The sequence below is a fragment of the Pseudomonas asuensis genome, assembly GCF_014646755.1.
GTDB lineage: Bacteria > Pseudomonadota > Gammaproteobacteria > Pseudomonadales > Pseudomonadaceae > Chryseomonas > Chryseomonas asuensis.
On the sequence record NZ_BMNW01000013.1, the window covers coordinates 1 to 18,958 of the forward strand.

The window sequence follows — 18,958 nt, forward strand, 5'->3', positions numbered from 1 at the left end:
TGAAACTCATGGTCCGGGATACCCTGGTTCTTCATCCAGCTGCGGTACATAAAGCCGTTCTTGTCGGCATTGCCAAACCACTGGGCCGAGCGCAGGGTGGTTTTTTTCGTGGACATGATGGATGTCTCTTACTATATGGGATAGGCCAAGTCACAGGCAAAAGCGGCCCCATCGGCACACGACAAAGCATGTGCCGAGAGGTCTTCGTCAGGTATCAGCGCTGCTTGAAGCGGTCGATCACAACAGCCAGCAGCAGGATCGTTCCTCGGATAACGTATTGGTAGAACGTGTCGATATTCTTGAGATTCATCGCATTCTCGATCACCGCCAGGATTAACACACCGGCAATGACGTGACGGATCATGCCGATACCACCGGCCAGCGATACACCGCCCAGCACACACGCTGAGATCACCGTAAGCTCGAACCCCTGCCCTATCATTGGCTGACCGGAGGTCATACGGGAGGCCAGGACTACCCCTGCCAATGCTCCGATGACCCCCTGCATGGCAAAAATGATGATCTTGGTGCGATCAACATGTACACCTGCCAGCAACGCTGCTTCTTCATTGCCACCGATGGCCAACGTGTTGCGCCCAAACGTGGTGTAGTTGAGCAACCAGCCAAAGAACAGGATGCATACCAGCGTGATCAGAATTGGCACCGGAACACCAAACATCTGGCCATTACCAAAGATAAAGAACTTCTCTTCCATGACACCTACGGCCTTGCCGTTGGAAAAGATGTAGCCCAGCCCGCGCACAATCTGCATAGTCGCCAAGGTTGTGATCAAGGCATTGATCTTGAGTTTGGCAATGACCAGTCCATTGATGAGCCCTACGCACAATCCCATTGCCAGCGCAGCGGTTACCCCTAACGCCACGCTATTGAATTCGCGCATTACTACCGCTGCGACGACACCCGCACAGGCAATGACCGAGCCTACAGACAGGTCAAAATGCCCAGAGGCCAGACAGAACAACATGGTGCAGGCGACGATACCCGTTGTGGAAATTGCCAGCCCCAGCCCTCGCATGTTGAGCGGCGAAAGAAAGTTATCGATAAACAAGGTACAGAGTACAAAGATTGCCAGAGCTGCCAGCATCATCGCCCAGTCATCAATAAAGCGGCGAGTATCAAAGCTGCGGCGTGGTACCGCTAAGGCGTTGTTTTGCGTGGACATGGAACACCTCAATTATTTTTGTATTTCGAAGCCTTCAAGGCAACGCAGGCTTGTTACTTATCAGGCGCGGGTCCGGGGCAATGCAAGTTCCAACAGGCGCTCTTCAGTTGCCTCGGCACGTGCCAGCTCACCCGTTACAGCACCTTCACTCATGACCATGATGCGATCCGCAATCCCCATCACTTCCATGAGATCGCTTGATACAACAATCACCGCGATACCCTTGGCCGCCAGCGAATGAATGATCTGGTAGATCTCGGACTTCGCGCCGATATCGATACCGCGAGTAGGCTCGTCCAGCAGCAGCACCTTCATGGGCATGGATAGCCAGCGCCCTAGAATGGCCTTCTGCTGGTTACCACCGGAAAGGTTTTTGATCTTCTGATAAGGCGTAGGTGTTTTCACATTCAACGCGCGGATCTGCTTTTCAGCGTTTTCCTTTTCCCAGCGGCCCTGGAGCAGGCAGCCCCAGGATGCATGCCGTGGACGTGCGCTGATGTTGATGTTTTCAGCCACGCTCCCCAATGGAACGATCCCTTCCTTCTTGCGATCTTCCGGGCAAAGCAGGATGCCCGCCGCAATGGCATCGCGTGGATTGCGCAGCGTCAGCTCATCACCCTTGAGTCTGAGCACGCCGGCACTGTGCCGCTCCAGGCCCGACAGCAGGCGAAGCAATTCGGTACGCCCTGCTCCCACCAGCCCGAAGAGCCCCAGAATTTCGCCCTGGCAAACCTCAAAGCTGACTGGCTTTTGCAAGCCATGCCCCATCAGGTCAGATACGTTCAAGCAGGCTTCGCCTTTTTCGCGGGGACGATAATCGTAGATATCATCCAGACTTCGCCCCACCATGCAGGTGATCAGCTGATCAGGTGTGGTTTCGCTCATGTGCTCGAACGTACGCACATGACGGCCATCCTTGAAGATCGTGACGGCATCACAGATATGGAAGACCTCTTCCATACGATGCGAAACATAAAGGATGACTTTGCCTTCATCGCGCAGACGCGCAATGATCGCCATCAGCCGCTCGGTTTCACGAGCAGAAAGGCTACTGGTGGGCTCATCAAAAGCAATTACATGGGCGCCGCGAGACAGGGACTTGGCAATCTCGACCAATTGGCGCTGACCTAGGGACAAACGCCCAACACGCGTATTGGGATCAATTTCTTCTGCTAATCCCTTAAGCAGCTGCAACGCCTGTTGGCGCAAACGGCCACGGTTAACAATGCCGTAACGAGCAGGCAAATGCCCTAGAAACAAGTTCTCAGCCACTGTCATTTCAGGAACGAGTTGAAGTTCCTGGTGAATCACGGCTACGCCATTACGAATGCTGTCTGCCGTGTTTTTGAAAACCATATCGCGATCACCAATACGCAGGTGACCGCTGCTGGGTTGGTAGTAGCCGCCCAAGATCTTGAGCAAGGTTGACTTACCAGCGCCGTTCTCGCCCATCAGAGCGTGCACGGAGCCGGGTCGAGCCGTAAAGTTGATGTCGGACAGCGCCTTGACGCCAGGAAACGTCTTAACAATGCCCTGGAACGCAAGGCTTTCACCCTGCACCGACTGCTGTAATGCTTCCATATCACCTCCTAAAGCGACACCATGCAGGCGTCGCAAGGTTGCAAGGAGTCCGTCAGGCGGACCGGATAACGCAGGAGACGGTTATTTCCAGAGCCCGATTTTCTCGAGTTCCTGTTGGAAGTTTTCTCGGGTAATCAGCGTAACCTTGTCCATGGCGGTGTACTTGGGCGGTTCCTTGCCGGTCGTCACCCACTCATACATCATGGTCGCTGTCTGATAACCCTCTTCATGCGGGCTTGGCAGCATGGAGCCGAAGAATCCACTGTTAGGCTTCTTCAATTCGCCAATGGCGTCAGTCCCATTGATGCCGATTCCGATAACGTTTTCAGCCTTGAAGCCTGCACTTTCTGTCGCCCTCACACCGCCCAGCACCGTGTTGTCGTTCATACCACCTACGATCAGATGTTTGGCACTGCCAGGAAGCTTAACGAGTGCAGAACTGGTGGCATCCATACTGCCGGGGACATCCAAGGTTTTCTGCGGTGCAAAGATGATGTGGTCTTCCGGTAACCCTGCATCACGCAATGCCTTTACAGAGCCGTCAGTACGCTGTTTAGCGGTGTCCAGCTCATTAAATGTATTGACCACTGCATAGGTGTCTTCCCACTGCCAGTTGCGCTTCTTGGCCTCTGTAGCCATAGCCTCGCCTTGCTGGCGGCCTACATCGAAAGCAGCCATGCCTAGATAAGGCACATCTTCCATGAACTTGCCATCAGAGCCCACGAAACGGTCATCTACAGCCATGACTTTCAGGCCATTGATTTTTGACTTGGCGACGATTGCCGGGCCAAGGGAGACATCAGGCGGACAGATCACAAAGCCCTTGGCTCCGTTGGCCGCCAGGCTGTCAATTGCAGAGAGCGTTTTTTCACCGTCAGGAACGGCAATTTTGAGGAGGGTAAAGCCTTTGTCTTTCGCAGCCTTTTCAGCAAAAGCCCATTCGGTCTGGAACCAAGGCTCTTCAGGTTGCTTGACGAGAAAACCGATCTTTACTTCTTCGGCATGAGCAAACGACGCCGCTGATAGCGACAAACCCAGCGCACTAGCTGCCAGGGCAGATTTCACCAGGGAAGAAATCCCACGGCCACGAAACATAGCTACCTCCTTATTTTTATTGAATAGCTAGCGTGTATTGCATCAAATTGTGCTGACGCCTGACCTATCGGCGTAGATCAGTCGAAACAGTCATATCATAATATGATTGGACTCAAACGACTGCAACTCCTCCTTGAACAATCGGAACAAAAGAGGAGTGCTGGATCACAAGTCAAGTCGTATAGCGTCAACCCATAAAGCGATGACATGGCACTCCGGCCACCTCGACACGAGCGCAGAGCACCGAGCCGTCCAGAGGCTGATCACCTGCAGCACTTGTGACATAGAGCGTCTTGAGATCAGCCCCGCCAAACACACAGCTGGTAGGCCGGGATACAGGCAATTCTATAATGGTGTCGACGCAGCCATCTGGAGCAAACCGAATCAGGCAGTGGCCATCCCAGCGTGCGTTCCAGATATATCCATCCGAATCCATGGCAGAGCCATCGGGGTGTCCACGCTCATGCGCCTGCGCCCAAATCGCCCGCTCCCCAAGACCGTCAGCGCCAATAGTATGACGGTATATCACACTCTCCAGCGTATCAGCGGTGTAAACACAATCACCCTCTGCACTCCAGAGTAGCGTGTTGGCGATGCCAATATCGCTGGCCAGACGAGTGACCTTTGCATCAGGTCCAATATGAAATAACCCACCCGAGCGGCGTGTAATCGGCAGATCTTCGCCCTGCTCACCGATATTGTTCTGCATGCTGCCTAACCACAGATTTCCCGCTGCATCACAGCGCGCCTCATTGGCACGGTTTCCCTCGACGGGATCGGGTACGCAGAACAGAGAAAGCGAAGGCGCGTATTGAGGCGAATCAAGGTCGAGACGATGAACCCCACTGACCATGGTTAGCAACGCATCGCCACGTATCGTCGGGATAAAGGCCGAAACCGGCTCGGCTACCTGCCATTCCGAATAGCGTTCTCCCTCCAGGCGACACGCTTTCTTGCCCACAATATCTACCCAGTGCAAAGCCTGAGTGTGCTGGTCCCAAAAAGGACCTTCGGCCAGTTTAAAGCGGTGGGATATAACGGGTTGCCATTCCATAGAGCATCCTTATTTGTAGTTATGAATGCATACAACTCACACTAACCACTAGCCTGAGTGTATTTAGATATCGTGACAGCAGCCTTGTCGATCAATGTCATGCACGCCCAGACGCCACGAGAAGCGTCCCGCGCAGCAATAGCGTCTGCCAGCTCTTTGTGTAAAGGCAGCGTCCGCTGCAGCTCTGAAGGATCGACTGAGGAAATCTGGAAAGAAACAGCAAGCAAGGCACCTAACGCTGGCACCATTTGCTCAATGAACTGGTTGTGACTTGCCGCCAGGACGCATTCATGGAAATGCTGGTCCGCACTGTTGTAATCCCCGCCTGAAAGCGAGGCCTCCAATGCTATATATGCCGCCTGTACGCGCCTGATCTGTTCTGGCGTTGCACGCTCGCATGCCCAACGCACCGCTACCGGCTCGATAGCACGGCGCAAATCGAGAAGGTCCTTGACGAAATTTTCCGGCAAGCCTCTGCGGCTTAACCAGGCCACCACCTGAGGATCAAAGAGATTCCACCGGTTAAGAGGCAACACTCGGCTTCCCACCTTGGGCCCTACTTCAATCATCCCTTTGGCAACAAGCGTCTTGATCGCTTCGCGTACCACCGTGCGACTGACACCTAGCTCCTCACCCAGATCCGCTTCAACTTTCAGCGCATCTCCAGGCTTGAACTGCCCAGAAGCAATCAAACTACCCAATTTATCTACGGCTGATGCGTGAAAATTATTCGACATTCAGACCTCGCCCTCGCCCGCCTTGATCCATGAGCATCTTAGCGACTGTTGAAGGTCGATGCTCGATCAACGCAAAGACGTATTGTTATTGATATGAAGCGTTCTAATCATCATATGATTAGACGAGGAAGCTGAAAAGAGGAAAATAAGAAGGGGATGACTGCGCATAGTTGTGCAGCTGCTATGCAGCCGCACAACTTGAAAGAAATGTCAGACGTTAAGACGGAAACACACCCCGCCCCATTGCTCTGCTTCGCATTTAGCTTCCTGCTCGCTGCTGAATTCCGAAATGATTCCTCCATGTGCATAAATCACAGCCCATGCCTCCTGCACGGTCTTTTGAATAATGGATACGAATGAAACAGGCTCTTCCGGGGATAATGATGTCTGGATGCTTTCCATTTTCTTTGCTCATCCTTTGAATTTTATTATTGCAGCCCTTTCCTCATCCTTTTTGTAGAAAGGACTATTGGATGCACGCTGAACAATATTCTTTGGCAAGCAGGTCAAAACAACGCATACGAGCAAGAGCTACAGTACAACTAGGACCTACGTCACGCTGTAGAAATGAAATACGTTGATTAATTCCATTTTAAGCGTGAAAAATTGTGACAGACGGATGAACGGTATCAAAGTGCCTTCATAGCAAAAGACTGTTGTTCAGAAACGACAAAATCCGACTGCATGAGCATCGAAATGGAGAAGATTAAAAGAGAGATAAGCATGAGCGCTTAGAGAATGGAGGTGGCCCCACCAGCCACACCCCGGCACACGATGTCACCGCTACGGCTGCTTCCTTCCGGACCTGACCGGGTTCACGGTTGATCGTTGCGGGGGGACCGGTAGGACCACCATAACGAACGTCACCAATAGGTGAGGCGCATCATTCTACTCACTTGAGCAGAACTTACAAGCTTTTCAGTCATTTAGCAGATAACTAATCCAATAACGCCATCCAAAAGAATGGCGCCACTGTATTTTAGTTGATGCCCAGACTGGCCAAGCGGTCCAGCAGTGCCTGCTCATCCAGGACCGAAACTCCCAGCTCCGTTGCCTTTGCTAGTTTTGATCCCGCTCCCGGGCCCGCTACAACACACGTTGTCTTGGCAGAGACCGACCCAGATACCTTAGCGCCCAGCGCCTCCAGCTTTTCTTTGGCTACGTCTCGACTCATTGCCTCAAGTGTTCCTGTAAGCACCCATGTCTGGCCAGCCAGAGGCAACCCCTCCACTTCTGATCGCTCGCTCTCCCAGTGCATGCCGAATTCGCGCAGCTGCGCCTCGATAGCTCGAGCACGCTCTGCATGTTCGGCCTGACCAAAGAAGTCACGCACGGCGTTCTTGGCCCTTTCGTTCAAGCCTTTCATGGCGCTTAGGTCCAGCCAATCGGCGGTAATCAGGGCGTCGAGCGTTTTGAAATGATTGGCTAGGTTCTTAGCGCCTGTTGCCGCCACATAAGGAATGCCTAACTTTTCAATGAAATCTGCAAACGTGGCGTAGCCAGCAAACTCAGGATGTAACTCACCTTCCTCCTGAACCTGCACACCATTGCGCAGCAAATCGCCAATAACGTTTTGGTTGTGCTCTTCTTCGAAAAAGTTATGGATTTCATAAGCCACTTCATGACCAATGTCTGGAAGGTAGATCAAGACTTCCGGCAAGGCTCGTTGGATACGTTCCAGACTTCCGAGCGTACGCGCCAGTAGCTTGGCCGTTTCCTCTCCTACGTCAGGGATACCCAGAGCAAAGACGAAGCGTGCCAGTGCGGGCGTGCGGCTGTTTGCAATGGCGTTGAGCAGGTTATTGGTCGATACCTCTGCAAATCCTTCCAGTTGAATGACCTGCTCATAGGTCAAGGCGTATAGGTCAGCCGGTGACTTAACCATGCCACGGTCAACCAACTGCTCGATAATCTTGTCACCCAGCCCATCGATTTCCATGGCGCGGCGTGATGCAAAATGAATAATGGATTGTTTGAGCTGCGCCTGACAGACCAGACGGCCCACACAGCGATAAACAGCGCCCACGCTAACCGATTCCCGCCCCTTGCCTCGCTTGACGAGCTGGGTACGCTCTACCTCGGAGCCACAGACAGGACAATGCGTCGGCACGGCAATCGAACGTGCATCTGCTGGACGACGTTCTAGCACCACCTGCATGACCTGAGGAATCACATCACCCGCACGACGAATGATGACTGTATCGCCAATCATTACTCCCAGCCGTTCAACCTCGTCCATATTATGCAAGGTTGCATTGGTGACAGTAACACCCCCAACCTGAACAGGCTTGAGACGAGCCACAGGTGTAATAGCGCCAGTACGCCCCACCTGGAATTCGACATTAGTAAGCTCTGTCAGCTCCTCACGAGCGGGAAACTTGTGAGCAATTGCCCAGCGCGGCTCCCTTGCCCGGAAGCCCAGCTCTTTCTGCCAGTCGATACGGTTGACTTTGAATACGACGCCATCAATTTCATAGGCAAGCCCATCACGTCGTTCACCAATGTCGTGATAGTAATCACGACAGGCTTGAGCGCCTTTTACCAGCTTCAGCTCTTTACTGATCGGCACGCCCCATTTGCGAACTGACTGCAAAATTTCATACTGGGTAGCTGGCAGCGTGCCGCCCTCCACGCGCCCATACCCATAGCAGCAAAACTCAAGCGGACGCTTGGCTGTAATGCTGGAGTCAAGTTGGCGCAAGCTACCTGCCGCAGCATTACGCGGGTTTGCAAATGTCTTTCCACCGGCTTCCATGGCGCGCTCATTCAGCGCCTCAAAGCCCGCTTTGGACATGAACACCTCTCCCCGCACCTCCAGTACGTCCGGCCAACCACTCCCCTGAAGCCGGAGCGGGACGTTGCGGATCGTACGCACATTGGCCGTTATGTCCTCCCCTGTCGTGCCGTCACCCCGAGTGGCTCCGCGCACAAGCACACCTTGCTCATATAGCAGGCTCACCGCCAGACCATCAAGCTTGGGCTCACAGGTGTATTCGACGTCCGCTGCCTGACTTAACAGATCATTACCTGTAGCCCCGATGTCATCAGCCAGGCCGTCACGTACGCGGCGGTCAAAGTCCAGGAGGTCCTTTTCTTCAAAGGCATTACCCAGGCTTAACATGGGCACTTCATGGCGAATCGTACCAAAAGCCGACAATGCCGAGCCGCTCACCCGCTGCGTAGGAGAGTCGGGGGTAATCAGCTCAGGATGCTCTGCTTCAAGCGCTTTCAGCTCACGAAACAGTCGATCATATTCGGCATCTGGAACACTGGGCTCATCCAGGACGTAGTAACGGTAATTGTGCGCATCGATTTCGCTGCGCAAAGAAGCGATCCGCTCGGCGGCATCTTGGGCTTGGGTCATGCTGTTCTCTCTCTAGCACCAAGGCTGGACGCCATGTCCAGCAACAGGCAGAAACAAAAAGAGCAGCATACGCTGCTCTTTAATCGACTTTGAAATTAGCTCAGCGTTTCTGAGTCAGACTCCTACGCTCGAAGTCGATAATGCGCTGGCGATAGTGCTCAATGGTCTGCGCCGTCATTACGCTGCGCTGCTCATCCTTCAACTCGCCGTTGAGTTCGGAGGCCAGTTTACGAGCCGCAGCCACCATGACCTCAAAAGCCTGCTTGGGATGCCGCGGACCAGGGAGCCCCAGAAAGAAGCTTACTGCTGGCGTACGGAAGTTATCGATATTGTCCAGATCGAACGTACCGGGCCGTACGGCATTGGCCATGGAGAAAAGCACTTCACCATTACCTGACATGCTTTCGTGACGATGAAAGATATCCATGTCACCAAAACGAAGGCCGCTTTCCAGGATATTCTGTAGCAGGGCCGGGCCGCGGAAGCCATTCTCATCACGTGAAATCACGTTGATGACCAATACTTCGTCGACGGGAGGTAGCTCCTTACGCTCTTTGCGCGGCTCCTCCATTGCAGACAGATCAGGCTCGGCGTCACCCACATCCTTGCGCGCCTTGTTCTTGCCCTGAGTCGGCATTTCATCGTCATCAGCCAATGCGCTGAACTGAGGCTCAGCACCGCCTAGCTCCAGATCCTCTGTAACCGCTTCCTCGCGACGCTTGCGAGAGGTGCGACTTGGGCGAGGGGTTTCCTCCTCGCTGTCAAAAGACGGCTCCTTATGTTCGATTACACGAGACGGCCCCAGTAGCTCTGAACTACCGCCCTCATCGGACTGGCCGGAGAGATTGTTGTCCAGGCGAAACTTGAGTTTCCCTTTCCCGCTCATCCGTCGCCAGCCATCGAAAAGTATGCCGGCGATTACGATAATGCCGATGATGATCAGCCATTCGCGCAGACCGATATCCATGTAAGACGCATACCTCTGTCAAAAATCAACTTCACGCTCGCCACTTGCCGATGTATAGCAAAATGCCAAACGCCCAAAAACGGGCATAAACTAGCACGCCCGCCACTAACTTTACACCGTCTGTCGTATCAAGCTTCAGCCAAAGCAACAGCTTCTTCGACATCAACGGCCACCAAACGCGAGCAGCCCGGTTCGTGCATCGTCACGCCCATCAGCTGATCGGCCATTTCCATGGCGATCTTGTTGTGTGTGATATAGATGAATTGCACTTTTTCGGACATTTCCTTTACCAGCCGTGCGTAACGGCCAACATTGGCGTCGTCCAGAGGCGCATCTACTTCGTCAAGCATGCAGAATGGCGCAGGATTAAGCTGGAAAATCGCAAAAACCAATGCGATTGCCGTCAATGCCTTCTCACCACCGGACAAGAGATGAATCGTGCTGTTCTTCTTGCCTGGTGGGCGCGCCATGATCGCAACCCCGGTATCGAGTAAATCTTCTCCCGTAAGTTCCAGATAAGCATGCCCGCCCCCAAAAACTTTTGGAAACAATGCCTGAAGGCCACTATTGATCTGGTCGAACGTTTCCTTGAAACGATTGCGAGTTTCGCGATCAATCTTGCGAATCACACTTTCAAGGGTATCCAATGCTTCGACAAGATCATCATTTTGCGCATCCAGGTAACGCTTGCGCTCGGACTGCTGCTGATACTCCTCAATAGCGGCCAGGTTAATAGCGCCCAGGCGCTGAATACGCGCCGTAAGCGCTTCTAGCTGCGCTTCCCAGGCAGACTCAGTGGCGTCTTCAGGCAAGGTATCCACAACGGTTTGCAGGTCGTAGCCATCCTCAAGCAGTTGCTCTTGAAGGGTTTTTCGGCGTACAGATAACCCTTGCCATTCAAGCCGTTGTTGCTCTATCTGACTGCGCAATACTTGCGCCTGCTGCTCAGCTTGCGTTCGGCGCCGCTCGGATTCTCGCAGCTCCCGATCCGCCTCTTCCAGAGCCATCCGCGCGGTCCTTAGCTCTTCGTCAACGCTCATGCGGCGCTCAAGCAACTCCTCAAGCTTCAGCCTGAGCTCCTCAATCGGTGCGGAACCTTCCTCCAGATTAAGGCTGAGCTGCTCGCGGCGCTCGTCAAGCCTTGCCGCCTGCAATAGAAGACGCTCAAGTGCCTGCTGTGTAGAGTCATGCTGTGCCCTGAGTGATCCCAGCCTTACGGCTAACTGATGAGCCTGCTCCTTGTGCTGCCTGGCTTCCTGACGCATACGATCCAATCGCTCGCGCAACATGTCTCGCTGAGCAATCAGCTCCTCCCGACGCTCGTTATCGGCTGCCATGGCATCAAGAGCATCCTGAAGACTCAACCGCGCCTCGCCGATCTGCCCGGTCTCGATCGCACGCTGCTCCGCCATCTCGGCCCGCTCGTCTTCAAGCCTCCGCCGGCGCAGACCAAGCTGCTCGGCTTTAGCCTGCCGTGCCGACAGTTGTGCCTTAACCTCACCTTGGCGGCGACCCTCCTCCTGTATGCGGCGGCGCACCGTCTCCCGGTTGCGCTCCAACGTTGCCAGGTGCTCCTGCGCGTCTTCGTATGCTCTCTGGCTGTCAGTCAATTGCTGCTCAAGCTGCTCACGCATTGCATGCAAGCGTTTAAGCTCTTGCCCACGCGCCAACACACCGCTTTCCGTCTCACTAGAACGCTGCACCCGCAGGAAATGGCGAGAGACCCAATACCCCTCGCGACTGATCAGGCTCTGCCCGTCAACGAGTCCCTCACGTTGTGCCAATGCCTCCTCAAGCGTTTCCACAGGAAAAACATTGCCCAACCAAGGCGAGAGATCATGAGACGCTTCGACTTTTTCCAGCAAGCTCCCAGGTTTGAGGGGCGTGGACCTTTCAGGCGTAACCAGCCGTAATTCACCCTGCTCGAATGCAGACAGATCGAGACCTGACAAGTCATCCAGGCAAACGGCCTGCAAATCGGCCCCCAGAACTGTCTCGATAGCTCTCTCCCAGCCTGACTCAACCCGAATGCCCTCAGCCAGGCGGCTACGCTTATGTAAATCATGCAGGCGCATCCAGTTGCTTGCACCCTCTCCCGGGTTAAGCGCAGCCTGCTGCAGGGCCTCCAGAGAGGCGATGCGCCCCTCCAGTCGTTGCAGTTCACCTTGCGCCGTGGCTCGGCGGGTAGTCACTGCCTGCAATTGCTCTCGGCCAGCAACAAGCTGCTCACCAACATCCGTCTCTTCCTGTGCAAGGTCCTCAAGAATCAGCTCGATGCCTGCCAGCTCTTCGCCCAATTCAAGCAATGCCGCGTCTTCAGGATCAGATGCCAGTTGCGCCAGCTCGTCACGCAGCCGTCGCTCACGCTCCATGAGGCGTTCCAAGCTCTGCTCCAGATGTCGAATACGAGACTGCTGAACATCAGCCTCACGCTGGGGGGCTGCGCTGTGTTGGTTGAAGCCATCCCACTGCTGCTGCCAGGTCTGCATAGCGTGCTCGGACGCTTCCAGCGCAATAGCAGACTCCTCAGCAGCGGCGGCACTGATCTCTTGCTCAGGCTCAAGCATGGCCAGCTCTTCAGCCAATGTAGTGAGCAAGGTCTGATCATTGCCTAGATGCGCAGCCGTTTCCTCACGGGAGCGCTCAGCTTCCCGCAGATCATCCTGTAGCTGACGCAAACGCTGCTGTCCATGCTGGATACTTTGCTCGACTCGGGCGATATCCCCGCCAACCGAATAGAAGCGACCCTGCACCTGATTGAAACGTTCGGACAACTCATGATGGCTGTCCCGCAGCCGCTCGATACTGGCATCAGCACTGCGCTGCTCGGCGACCAGTGCCTCAAGCGTTACCTCCTGGTTGCCAATCACCCGCTCACGCTGCTGCACCAGCACATCAAGATCACGCCAGCGAAGCGCTCCCAATTGAGCACGAAGCTGACGCTCTTCGGCCTTGTATTCCTGATACTTTTCAGCCGCCTGAGCCTGCCGATGCAAGCGCTCAAGCTGCCGCTCAAGCTCTTCGCGCAGGTCCGTCAGGCGCGCCAGGTTCTCTTGTGTACGGCGGATACGGCTTTCCGTTTCGCGACGGCGCTCCTTGTACTTAGAGATTCCGGCCGCTTCTTCGATGTAGTTGCGCAAATCTTCAGGGCGCGCCTCGATCAGCTTGGAGATCATCCCCTGCTCAATGATCGAATAACTGCGTGGTCCAAGCCCTGTACCCAGGAAGATATCGGTAATGTCACGACGACGGCATTTGGTGCCGTTGAGAAAATAGGTATTCTGCGCGTCTCGAGTTACCCGCCGGCGAATGGATATTTCCGCGTAGCTGGCATACTCACCGACCAGAGAATTGTCCGAATTATCGAAAACTAACTCGATCGAGGCTTGAGTAACCGGTTTACGGCTGTTCGAGCCGTTAAAGATGACATCCGTCATCGACTCGCCGCGCAGGTTCTTTGCTGAGCTTTCGCCCATGACCCAGCGCACGGCATCGATAATGTTCGATTTGCCGCATCCGTTCGGCCCTATAACTGCCGACATATTGCTGGGGAAATTAACGGTTGTTGGGTCTACAAATGATTTGAAGCCCGCTAACTTGATGGATTTTAGCCGCATGTGCCCTTCCTTCGCGTGCCTTCATTACCCGCATGGCGAGAAGACACAAGGGCGTGATTTTAACATTAGAAGGAGTCTATGCCATGGCCGACGCTCAGCGCCTGCGCCGACGTCTGGAGATTATCATCTTCCATTCCAATACCGTTCCGGGACGCTGGTTCGATGAAGCCCTCCTGTTTACCATCCTGGCCAGCCTGGTGGTGGTCATGCTTGATAGCGTGGCGGAGATCCATGCTAAATACGACGAAATATTGTCCCTGTGTGAATGGGCGTTTACCTTCCTGTTCACCATCGAATACCTGTTAAGGCTATACAGCGCACGAAAGCCTGCGAAGTATGCCTTCAGCTTTTTCGGCATAGTGGACTTGCTGGCGATACTGCCCAGCTTTATTGCGCTCTTTGTGCCTAGCGCTCAATACTTGCTGGTGATCCGTATCCTGCGCCTGCTCAGGATATTCAGGATTCTAAAGTTGCGTCAGTACCTGAATCAGGCCAACTTTCTGGTGACGGCATTAAGAGGTAGTCGGCAAAAGATCATTGTCTTCCTGCTCAGTGTTCTGACGATGGTGACGCTATTCGGCTCACTGATGTACGTAGTGGAAGGACCGGAAAATGGCTACACCAGCATTCCCAAAAGTATCTATTGGGCGATCGTGACGCTGACAACCGTAGGATTTGGCGACATGGTTCCGCAAACTGCTCTAGGTCAGGCCATCGCCAGCATCGTCATGATCAGTGGCTACTCGATCATTGCAGTACCCACCGGTATCTTTACCGCTGAGCTTTCCAATGCCATTCGGGGCGAGAACAGCATTCTTAAACCATGCGGAACCTGCGGCAAGGAGCTTCATGAAGCCCAGGCCTCATTTTGCAGCCGTTGTGGAAACTCGCTTTATAAACGAGCCGTAATACCGGAATAATGCACGCCTTTTAGAGCGGGACGCTCTGCTAACAATCGATAAGAGAAATACCATGAAGAAACATCTGTTCGCTCCACTGCTGGCTGCAGGTCTATTCCTGGGAGGCGCAGCGCAGGCGGCGCCCTTGCTAAACGTTTCCTATGACGTGATGCGTGATTTTTATAAGGAATATAACCCTGCCTTCCAGAAGCACTGGAAGGAAACGCATGACCAGAACATAACCATTCAGATGTCTCATGGTGGCTCAAGCAAACAGGCTCGCGCGGTGATCGATGGCTTACCGGCAGATGTCATTACCATGAACCAGGCAACGGATATCAATGCCCTGGCCGACAATGGCGGGTTGATTCCCAAGAACTGGGCCGAGCGCCTGCCTAACAACAGCGCCCCTTTTACCTCTGCGACTGTCTTTATCGTTCGCAAGGGTAATCCCAAGGGCATCAAGGACTGGCCCGACCTGGTCAAGGACGGCACTGAAGTCATCATCCCAAACCCCAAGGTTACGGGTAATGGACGTTACTCTTACCTTTCTGCCTGGGGTTACGTAATGAAAACCGGGGGCGATGAAGCCAAGGCCAAAGCGTTCGTAGGCGAGCTGTTCAAGCATGTCCCCGTATTGGATACCGGCGGCCGTGCTGCCACTACAACGTTCATGCAAAACCAGATTGGTGATGTTCTGCTGACGTTTGAAAACGAAGCAGAAATGATCGCGCGTGAATTCGGTCGCGGCAATTTCGAAGTGATCTACCCAAGCGTATCAGCCGAGGCTGAGCCGCCTGTCACGGTAGTCGACAAAGTTGTCGACAAGAAAGGCTCACGCGAAGTAGCTGAGGGTTATCTCATGTATCTCTGGTCGGACGAAGGCCAGCGCATCGCAGCTGATAACTATCTACGCCCGCGTAATGCTGCAGTTCTGGCCCAGTACCAGGACCGCTTTCCAAAGGTAGACTTTTTCTCGGTCGAGCAATTGTTTGGTGACTGGCGCACCGTGCAAAAAACACACTTTGCTGATGGCGGCGTGTTTGATCAGATCTACGCCCCTCACTGATCAAAGCCTGAAACAAAAAAGGCGGCCCATAGGCCGCCTTTTCTTTTCGCAAAAACCTATCAGTAATAGGCGTTTTCGCGATTGGTATGGTCCGTTACGTCACGAACGCCTTTCAGGTCTGGAATGCGCTCAATCAGGGTGCGCTCGACACCATCCTTCAATGTCAGGTCAACCTGACCGCAACCCTGGCAACCACCGCCAAAACGCAATACGGCAATGCCGTCTTCCACTACATCAACAAGACTCACCATACCACCATGGCTGGCCAAGCCGGGATTGATTTCAGTCTGGAGGTAATAGTTGATACGTTCGTTGATCGGGCTGTCTTCACTGATCATCGGCACTTTGGCATTAGGCGCCTTGATGGTCAGCTGACCACCCATGCGATCCTGCGCATAGTCCACGATTGCATCTTCCAGGAAGGGCTCGCTGATCGCATCGATCCAGGCGGTAAAATCTTTCAAGTCAAACGACGTATCTTCCGGCTTCTGCTCGCCTGGCTTGCAGTAGGCGATACAGGTCTCGGCGTATTGGGTTCCCGGCTGCGTGATGAAAACACGAATGCCGATACCGGGAGTGTTTTGCTTTTCAAGCAGGCCAGCCAGGTAATCCTGGGCGGCTTCAGTAATGGTGATAGCGCTCATTTCTACTCCTCGCTTACCTGGGCGCAGTGTACGCCAGAGCGGGTCACGGTTAAAGACTTACTAGTTTAGTAGGATAAATGGCACCTTTGCCGGATTCTTTCAAGTCCGGCTGGTCGCCAAATCATGGACAAAACTTTTACCAGGCAGGGGAATCACATCTGGGCAGGCCCCACCAGAGGGCCACCCTAGATGGACCGTGAAGCTTAAGAGGAATGCCCCATGCTGACCAGCCAACCTTTTCTAACTGATATAGAAACTATTCGCCAACGGGCCCGCCAACATATTGAAGACGGCCCGGTAACTGAAGGGTATAGCGCTGACCGCGATACCATCATCAAACTTCTTAATGACTCACTTGCCACCGAGATTGTGTGCACGCTGCGTTACAAGCGCCATTACTTCATGGCTACTGGCATCAAAGCCAGTGTTGCAGCGGCCGAATTTCAAGAGCATGCTACCCAGGAGCAGGAGCACGCTGATCGCCTGGCCGAGCGTATCGTACAATTGGGTGGCGAGCCTGATTTCAACCCGGAAGGCCTGCTTACCCGCTCCCATGCGCAGTATGCCGAAGGCCATGATCTGCGCGACATGATCAAAGAAGACCTGATTGCCGAGCGCATCGCCATCGACACCTACCGCGAGATCGTGCAATACATTGGCGATAAAGATCCAACCACACGACGCATCTTCGAAGACATTCTTGCCCAGGAAGAAGAACATGCCGACGATATGGCAGGGTTACTACAAGGTTTGGATTGATTAAAGCACTAACAAAAAGCCCGCCTTGAACCGCGGGCTTTTTTATTGCTCGACTCAAGCGCCGGAATAGACCGTTACCTGATTGCGACCATTACGCTTGGACTGGTAAAGCGCCTGATCGGCACGCTCCAGCAAGACCTCATGGCTTTCTACAGGCTGACTCAAATCAGCAATCCCCAAGCTGATCGTAAAGGTAATGACCTTACCCTCATGCTCTACCTTCAACTGCTCTGCCTGCTGGCGTAAGCGCTCTGCGAAGATTTGAGCACCGCTATAAGGCGTGTCGGGCATCAGAATGACGAACTCCTCCCCACCATAACGCCCTGCTCTGTCAGTTGCCCGAATATGACCATTAATCAGGTTGGCCAACGCCTGGATGACCTTATCGCCTCCCGGATGACCATAGGTGTCATTGATCTTCTTGAAATGATCAATATCAAGAATCACCAGCCCGACATTGCAGCGATAACGCAAATGACGCGCAAACTCATGCTTCAGGCATTCATCCCAATAGCCACGATTAAACAACCCGGTCAGCCGGTCCGTTCGTGACAACTGCTCCAACTGGCCATTGACCGACTGAAGCTGGCGCGTATTGGTCGCTACCCGCGTCACGTCGTAAATAATGATGCCGATGTAGCCCACCCCGCCCCGCGTGTCGCGCAGAGGCAGAATAGTGACATTCTGGTACATATAGTCTTCCAGCCCTGTGATGGGCTGGTAAGTCTTGAACTTGACCAGATAGGGCCGCTGTTCCCAGATAGTAAACATTGGCGTTCCCAACATGGCCACGCCTTCTACCTTGTAACGGAACCAGTCTTCATCCATTTCGGGAAAAAGTGAAAAGACCGGCTTGCCCTGCGCATCACTCGGAACGATCCCCGAATGGTTTTCCATGAAACTGTTCCAGACTTCCACTTCATACTTGCGATTGATCACCAACACACCAACATCGATGTGCTGCACGATATCCAGCATCCAGTGAAGATCGTCGAGTTCGATCGCCATGTATCAATCCATCATGTAATTGATTTTATTAGTAAGCCGCTTGACCGAGTCCTCGGTAAACAGCAGCAGCAAATCAAAATGTATATCATGCCCCTCAAGGCTGTAGCTCACCTCAACAGCCAGGGTTTTTTTCCAACGCTGACGGTTGATCTGGATCAGGCTCTCAAGCGCAGTATGCTGCCCAAGGATCATGGGATGACCCTGAGAGAAACGAACGTCTATTTGCTCCGACAGACCGCTCAAGCAGGCGCCGATCAGAATACTCGCCAAGTCGAGTAGCATTTCCATCTGATCATTGTTTTGCGTACTGCCACCACGGAGCAATGTCACCATGTCCTTGACTTCCGAATCATGGAAGATCAACAGGGCCTCTCCTGAAATGCCGTTACCAATGAACCCTTGGCAGACCGCCGTAACCCGGCTGCCGCGCTGCACATCAGCCAGCGCCATATGCAATTCACCGACCTCCAGAATATTGACGTTGGGAACCGGGAGCTGCACGAAAACGTTGAGTACCTTGGCCAACAGGGCTGCCGCACGGCCAATGGAAACGTTGACTACTTCGCGGAAGGCATCGCGAAAGTTGACCTCCGGATCAGGACGATCCTCTATAGCAGCGTCCCTGTTCGGTGCAGATGTGAGCAAATCATGCTTGAGCAACAGCGCCTTGAGCTGTTCGGCATCGGCTGGCTTCTTCAGAAAAGCAAGCGCTCCCAATTCCAACACACGACGTATGGCCTCTTCCTGAACGTCACCCGAGACCACAATCACGCTGCAGTTGATATTTTCAGCCCGCATCGCCTGCAATGTCTGATAACCATCCATGACCGGCATGGTCAGGTCCAACAACATCACCTTGACCTGCCCCTGACGCAGCACACTGAGTGCCTCGCTCCCATTAGTCGCCTGTGTTATGTCGACAGACCATTCAGAAGGCAATGCACGAATCAGCTGCTTTCGTGCCATGGCAGAATCATCACA

Annotated in this window: 15 protein-coding genes and 1 other RNA gene; 3 read left to right on the forward strand and 13 right to left on the reverse strand. The window is 53.7% G+C overall.

Annotated features, from left to right (window positions below):
- Nucleotides 1-214: 214 nt before the first annotated feature.
- The 10 genes from araH to smc all read right to left on the reverse strand — a co-directional run bounded on the left by araH (nucleotide 215) and on the right by smc (nucleotide 13,598).
- Nucleotides 215-1,183, reverse strand: a complete 969-nt coding sequence (araH, locus tag IEX86_RS21110; protein WP_188868128.1) for an L-arabinose ABC transporter permease AraH — start codon at nucleotides 1,181-1,183, stop codon at nucleotides 215-217.
- 60 nt (nucleotides 1,184-1,243) lie between these two features.
- Entirely contained in the window at nucleotides 1,244-2,764 is a 1,521-nt protein-coding gene (gene araG / locus IEX86_RS21115) for an L-arabinose ABC transporter ATP-binding protein AraG (protein WP_188868129.1), read from the reverse strand.
- 81 nt (nucleotides 2,765-2,845) lie between these two features.
- Nucleotides 2,846-3,859 carry a substrate-binding domain-containing protein gene (locus IEX86_RS21120; protein ID WP_188868130.1) on the reverse strand — a complete coding sequence of 338 codons (1,014 nt, stop codon included), beginning with the start codon at nucleotides 3,857-3,859 and terminating at the stop codon, nucleotides 2,846-2,848.
- Nucleotides 3,860-4,046: 187 nt separating this feature from the next.
- Entirely contained in the window at nucleotides 4,047-4,913 is an 867-nt protein-coding gene (locus IEX86_RS21125; RefSeq protein ID WP_188868131.1) for an SMP-30/gluconolactonase/LRE family protein, read from the reverse strand.
- Between the two features lie 41 nt (nucleotides 4,914-4,954).
- A complete protein-coding gene (locus IEX86_RS21130) occupies nucleotides 4,955-5,650 on the reverse strand; it encodes a FadR/GntR family transcriptional regulator (RefSeq protein WP_188868132.1) in 696 nt (231 codons plus the stop codon).
- Between the two features lie 210 nt (nucleotides 5,651-5,860).
- Nucleotides 5,861-6,052: a hypothetical protein gene (locus IEX86_RS21135; protein ID WP_188868133.1), complete on the reverse strand. Its 192-nt coding sequence runs from the start codon at nucleotides 6,050-6,052 to the stop codon at nucleotides 5,861-5,863.
- A gap of 346 nt (nucleotides 6,053-6,398) precedes the next feature.
- An RNA gene (ffs, locus tag IEX86_RS21140) (signal recognition particle sRNA small type) lies at nucleotides 6,399-6,495 on the reverse strand.
- A 134-nt stretch (nucleotides 6,496-6,629) separates the two neighbouring features.
- A complete protein-coding gene (ligA, locus tag IEX86_RS21145) occupies nucleotides 6,630-9,014 on the reverse strand; it encodes an NAD-dependent DNA ligase LigA (RefSeq protein WP_188868134.1) in 2,385 nt (794 codons plus the stop codon).
- 100 nt (nucleotides 9,015-9,114) lie between these two features.
- A complete protein-coding gene (gene zipA / locus IEX86_RS21150) occupies nucleotides 9,115-9,981 on the reverse strand; it encodes a cell division protein ZipA (RefSeq protein WP_188868135.1) in 867 nt (288 codons plus the stop codon).
- A 128-nt stretch (nucleotides 9,982-10,109) separates the two neighbouring features.
- Nucleotides 10,110-13,598: a chromosome segregation protein SMC gene (gene smc, locus IEX86_RS21155; RefSeq protein WP_188868136.1), complete on the reverse strand. Its 3,489-nt coding sequence runs from the start codon at nucleotides 13,596-13,598 to the stop codon at nucleotides 10,110-10,112.
- Between the two features lie 83 nt (nucleotides 13,599-13,681).
- Between smc and IEX86_RS21160 the strand changes: the two genes are divergently transcribed.
- Nucleotides 13,682-14,518: an ion transporter gene (locus IEX86_RS21160; RefSeq protein ID WP_188868137.1), complete on the forward strand. Its 837-nt coding sequence runs from the start codon at nucleotides 13,682-13,684 to the stop codon at nucleotides 14,516-14,518.
- Nucleotides 14,519-14,570: 52 nt separating this feature from the next.
- A complete protein-coding gene (locus tag IEX86_RS21165) occupies nucleotides 14,571-15,566 on the forward strand; it encodes a sulfate ABC transporter substrate-binding protein (protein WP_188868138.1) in 996 nt (331 codons plus the stop codon).
- Nucleotides 15,567-15,625: 59 nt separating this feature from the next.
- Here the strand turns inward: IEX86_RS21165 and nfuA are convergent, their stop codons facing one another.
- The gene (gene nfuA / locus IEX86_RS21170) at nucleotides 15,626-16,210 is read right to left on the reverse strand and encodes a Fe-S biogenesis protein NfuA (RefSeq protein ID WP_188868139.1); all 585 of its coding nucleotides are present in this window, start codon (nucleotides 16,208-16,210) and stop codon (nucleotides 15,626-15,628) included.
- A gap of 219 nt (nucleotides 16,211-16,429) precedes the next feature.
- On the opposite strand from nfuA, the gene IEX86_RS21175 reads away from it, so the two are divergent.
- Nucleotides 16,430-16,969: a ferritin-like domain-containing protein gene (locus IEX86_RS21175; protein ID WP_188868140.1), complete on the forward strand. Its 540-nt coding sequence runs from the start codon at nucleotides 16,430-16,432 to the stop codon at nucleotides 16,967-16,969.
- Between the two features lie 54 nt (nucleotides 16,970-17,023).
- On the opposite strand, the gene IEX86_RS21180 is transcribed toward IEX86_RS21175, so the two are convergent.
- On the reverse strand, nucleotides 17,024-17,977 hold the full coding sequence (locus IEX86_RS21180) for a GGDEF domain-containing protein (protein ID WP_188868141.1): 954 nt from the start codon (nucleotides 17,975-17,977) through the stop codon (nucleotides 17,024-17,026).
- Between the two features lie 3 nt (nucleotides 17,978-17,980).
- Nucleotides 17,981-18,943 carry a response regulator gene (locus IEX86_RS21185; RefSeq protein WP_229685437.1) on the reverse strand — a complete coding sequence of 321 codons (963 nt, stop codon included), beginning with the start codon at nucleotides 18,941-18,943 and terminating at the stop codon, nucleotides 17,981-17,983.
- Nucleotides 18,944-18,958 lie beyond the last annotated feature (15 nt).

Coding starts and splice junctions, on each gene's coding strand:
- IEX86_RS21135 (WP_188868133.1), bottom strand. CDS start 6,052: ATGGAAAGCATCCAGACATCATTATCCCCGGAAGAGCCTGTTTCATTC.
- IEX86_RS21185 (WP_229685437.1), bottom strand. CDS start 18,943: ATGGCACGAAAGCAGCTGATTCGTGCATTGCCTTCTGAATGGTCTGTC.
- IEX86_RS21175 (WP_188868140.1), top strand. CDS start 16,430: ATGCTGACCAGCCAACCTTTTCTAACTGATATAGAAACTATTCGCCAA.
- IEX86_RS21130 (WP_188868132.1), bottom strand. CDS start 5,650: ATGTCGAATAATTTTCACGCATCAGCCGTAGATAAATTGGGTAGTTTG.
- ligA (WP_188868134.1), bottom strand. CDS start 9,014: ATGACCCAAGCCCAAGATGCCGCCGAGCGGATCGCTTCTTTGCGCAGC.
- IEX86_RS21160 (WP_188868137.1), top strand. CDS start 13,682: ATGGCCGACGCTCAGCGCCTGCGCCGACGTCTGGAGATTATCATCTTC.
- IEX86_RS21165 (WP_188868138.1), top strand. CDS start 14,571: ATGAAGAAACATCTGTTCGCTCCACTGCTGGCTGCAGGTCTATTCCTG.
- nfuA (WP_188868139.1), bottom strand. CDS start 16,210: ATGAGCGCTATCACCATTACTGAAGCCGCCCAGGATTACCTGGCTGGC.
- IEX86_RS21180 (WP_188868141.1), bottom strand. CDS start 17,977: ATGGCGATCGAACTCGACGATCTTCACTGGATGCTGGATATCGTGCAG.
- araG (WP_188868129.1), bottom strand. CDS start 2,764: ATGGAAGCATTACAGCAGTCGGTGCAGGGTGAAAGCCTTGCGTTCCAG.
- zipA (WP_188868135.1), bottom strand. CDS start 9,981: ATGGATATCGGTCTGCGCGAATGGCTGATCATCATCGGCATTATCGTA.
- araH (WP_188868128.1), bottom strand. CDS start 1,183: ATGTCCACGCAAAACAACGCCTTAGCGGTACCACGCCGCAGCTTTGAT.
- IEX86_RS21120 (WP_188868130.1), bottom strand. CDS start 3,859: ATGTTTCGTGGCCGTGGGATTTCTTCCCTGGTGAAATCTGCCCTGGCA.
- smc (WP_188868136.1), bottom strand. CDS start 13,598: ATGCGGCTAAAATCCATCAAGTTAGCGGGCTTCAAATCATTTGTAGAC.
- IEX86_RS21125 (WP_188868131.1), bottom strand. CDS start 4,913: ATGGAATGGCAACCCGTTATATCCCACCGCTTTAAACTGGCCGAAGGT.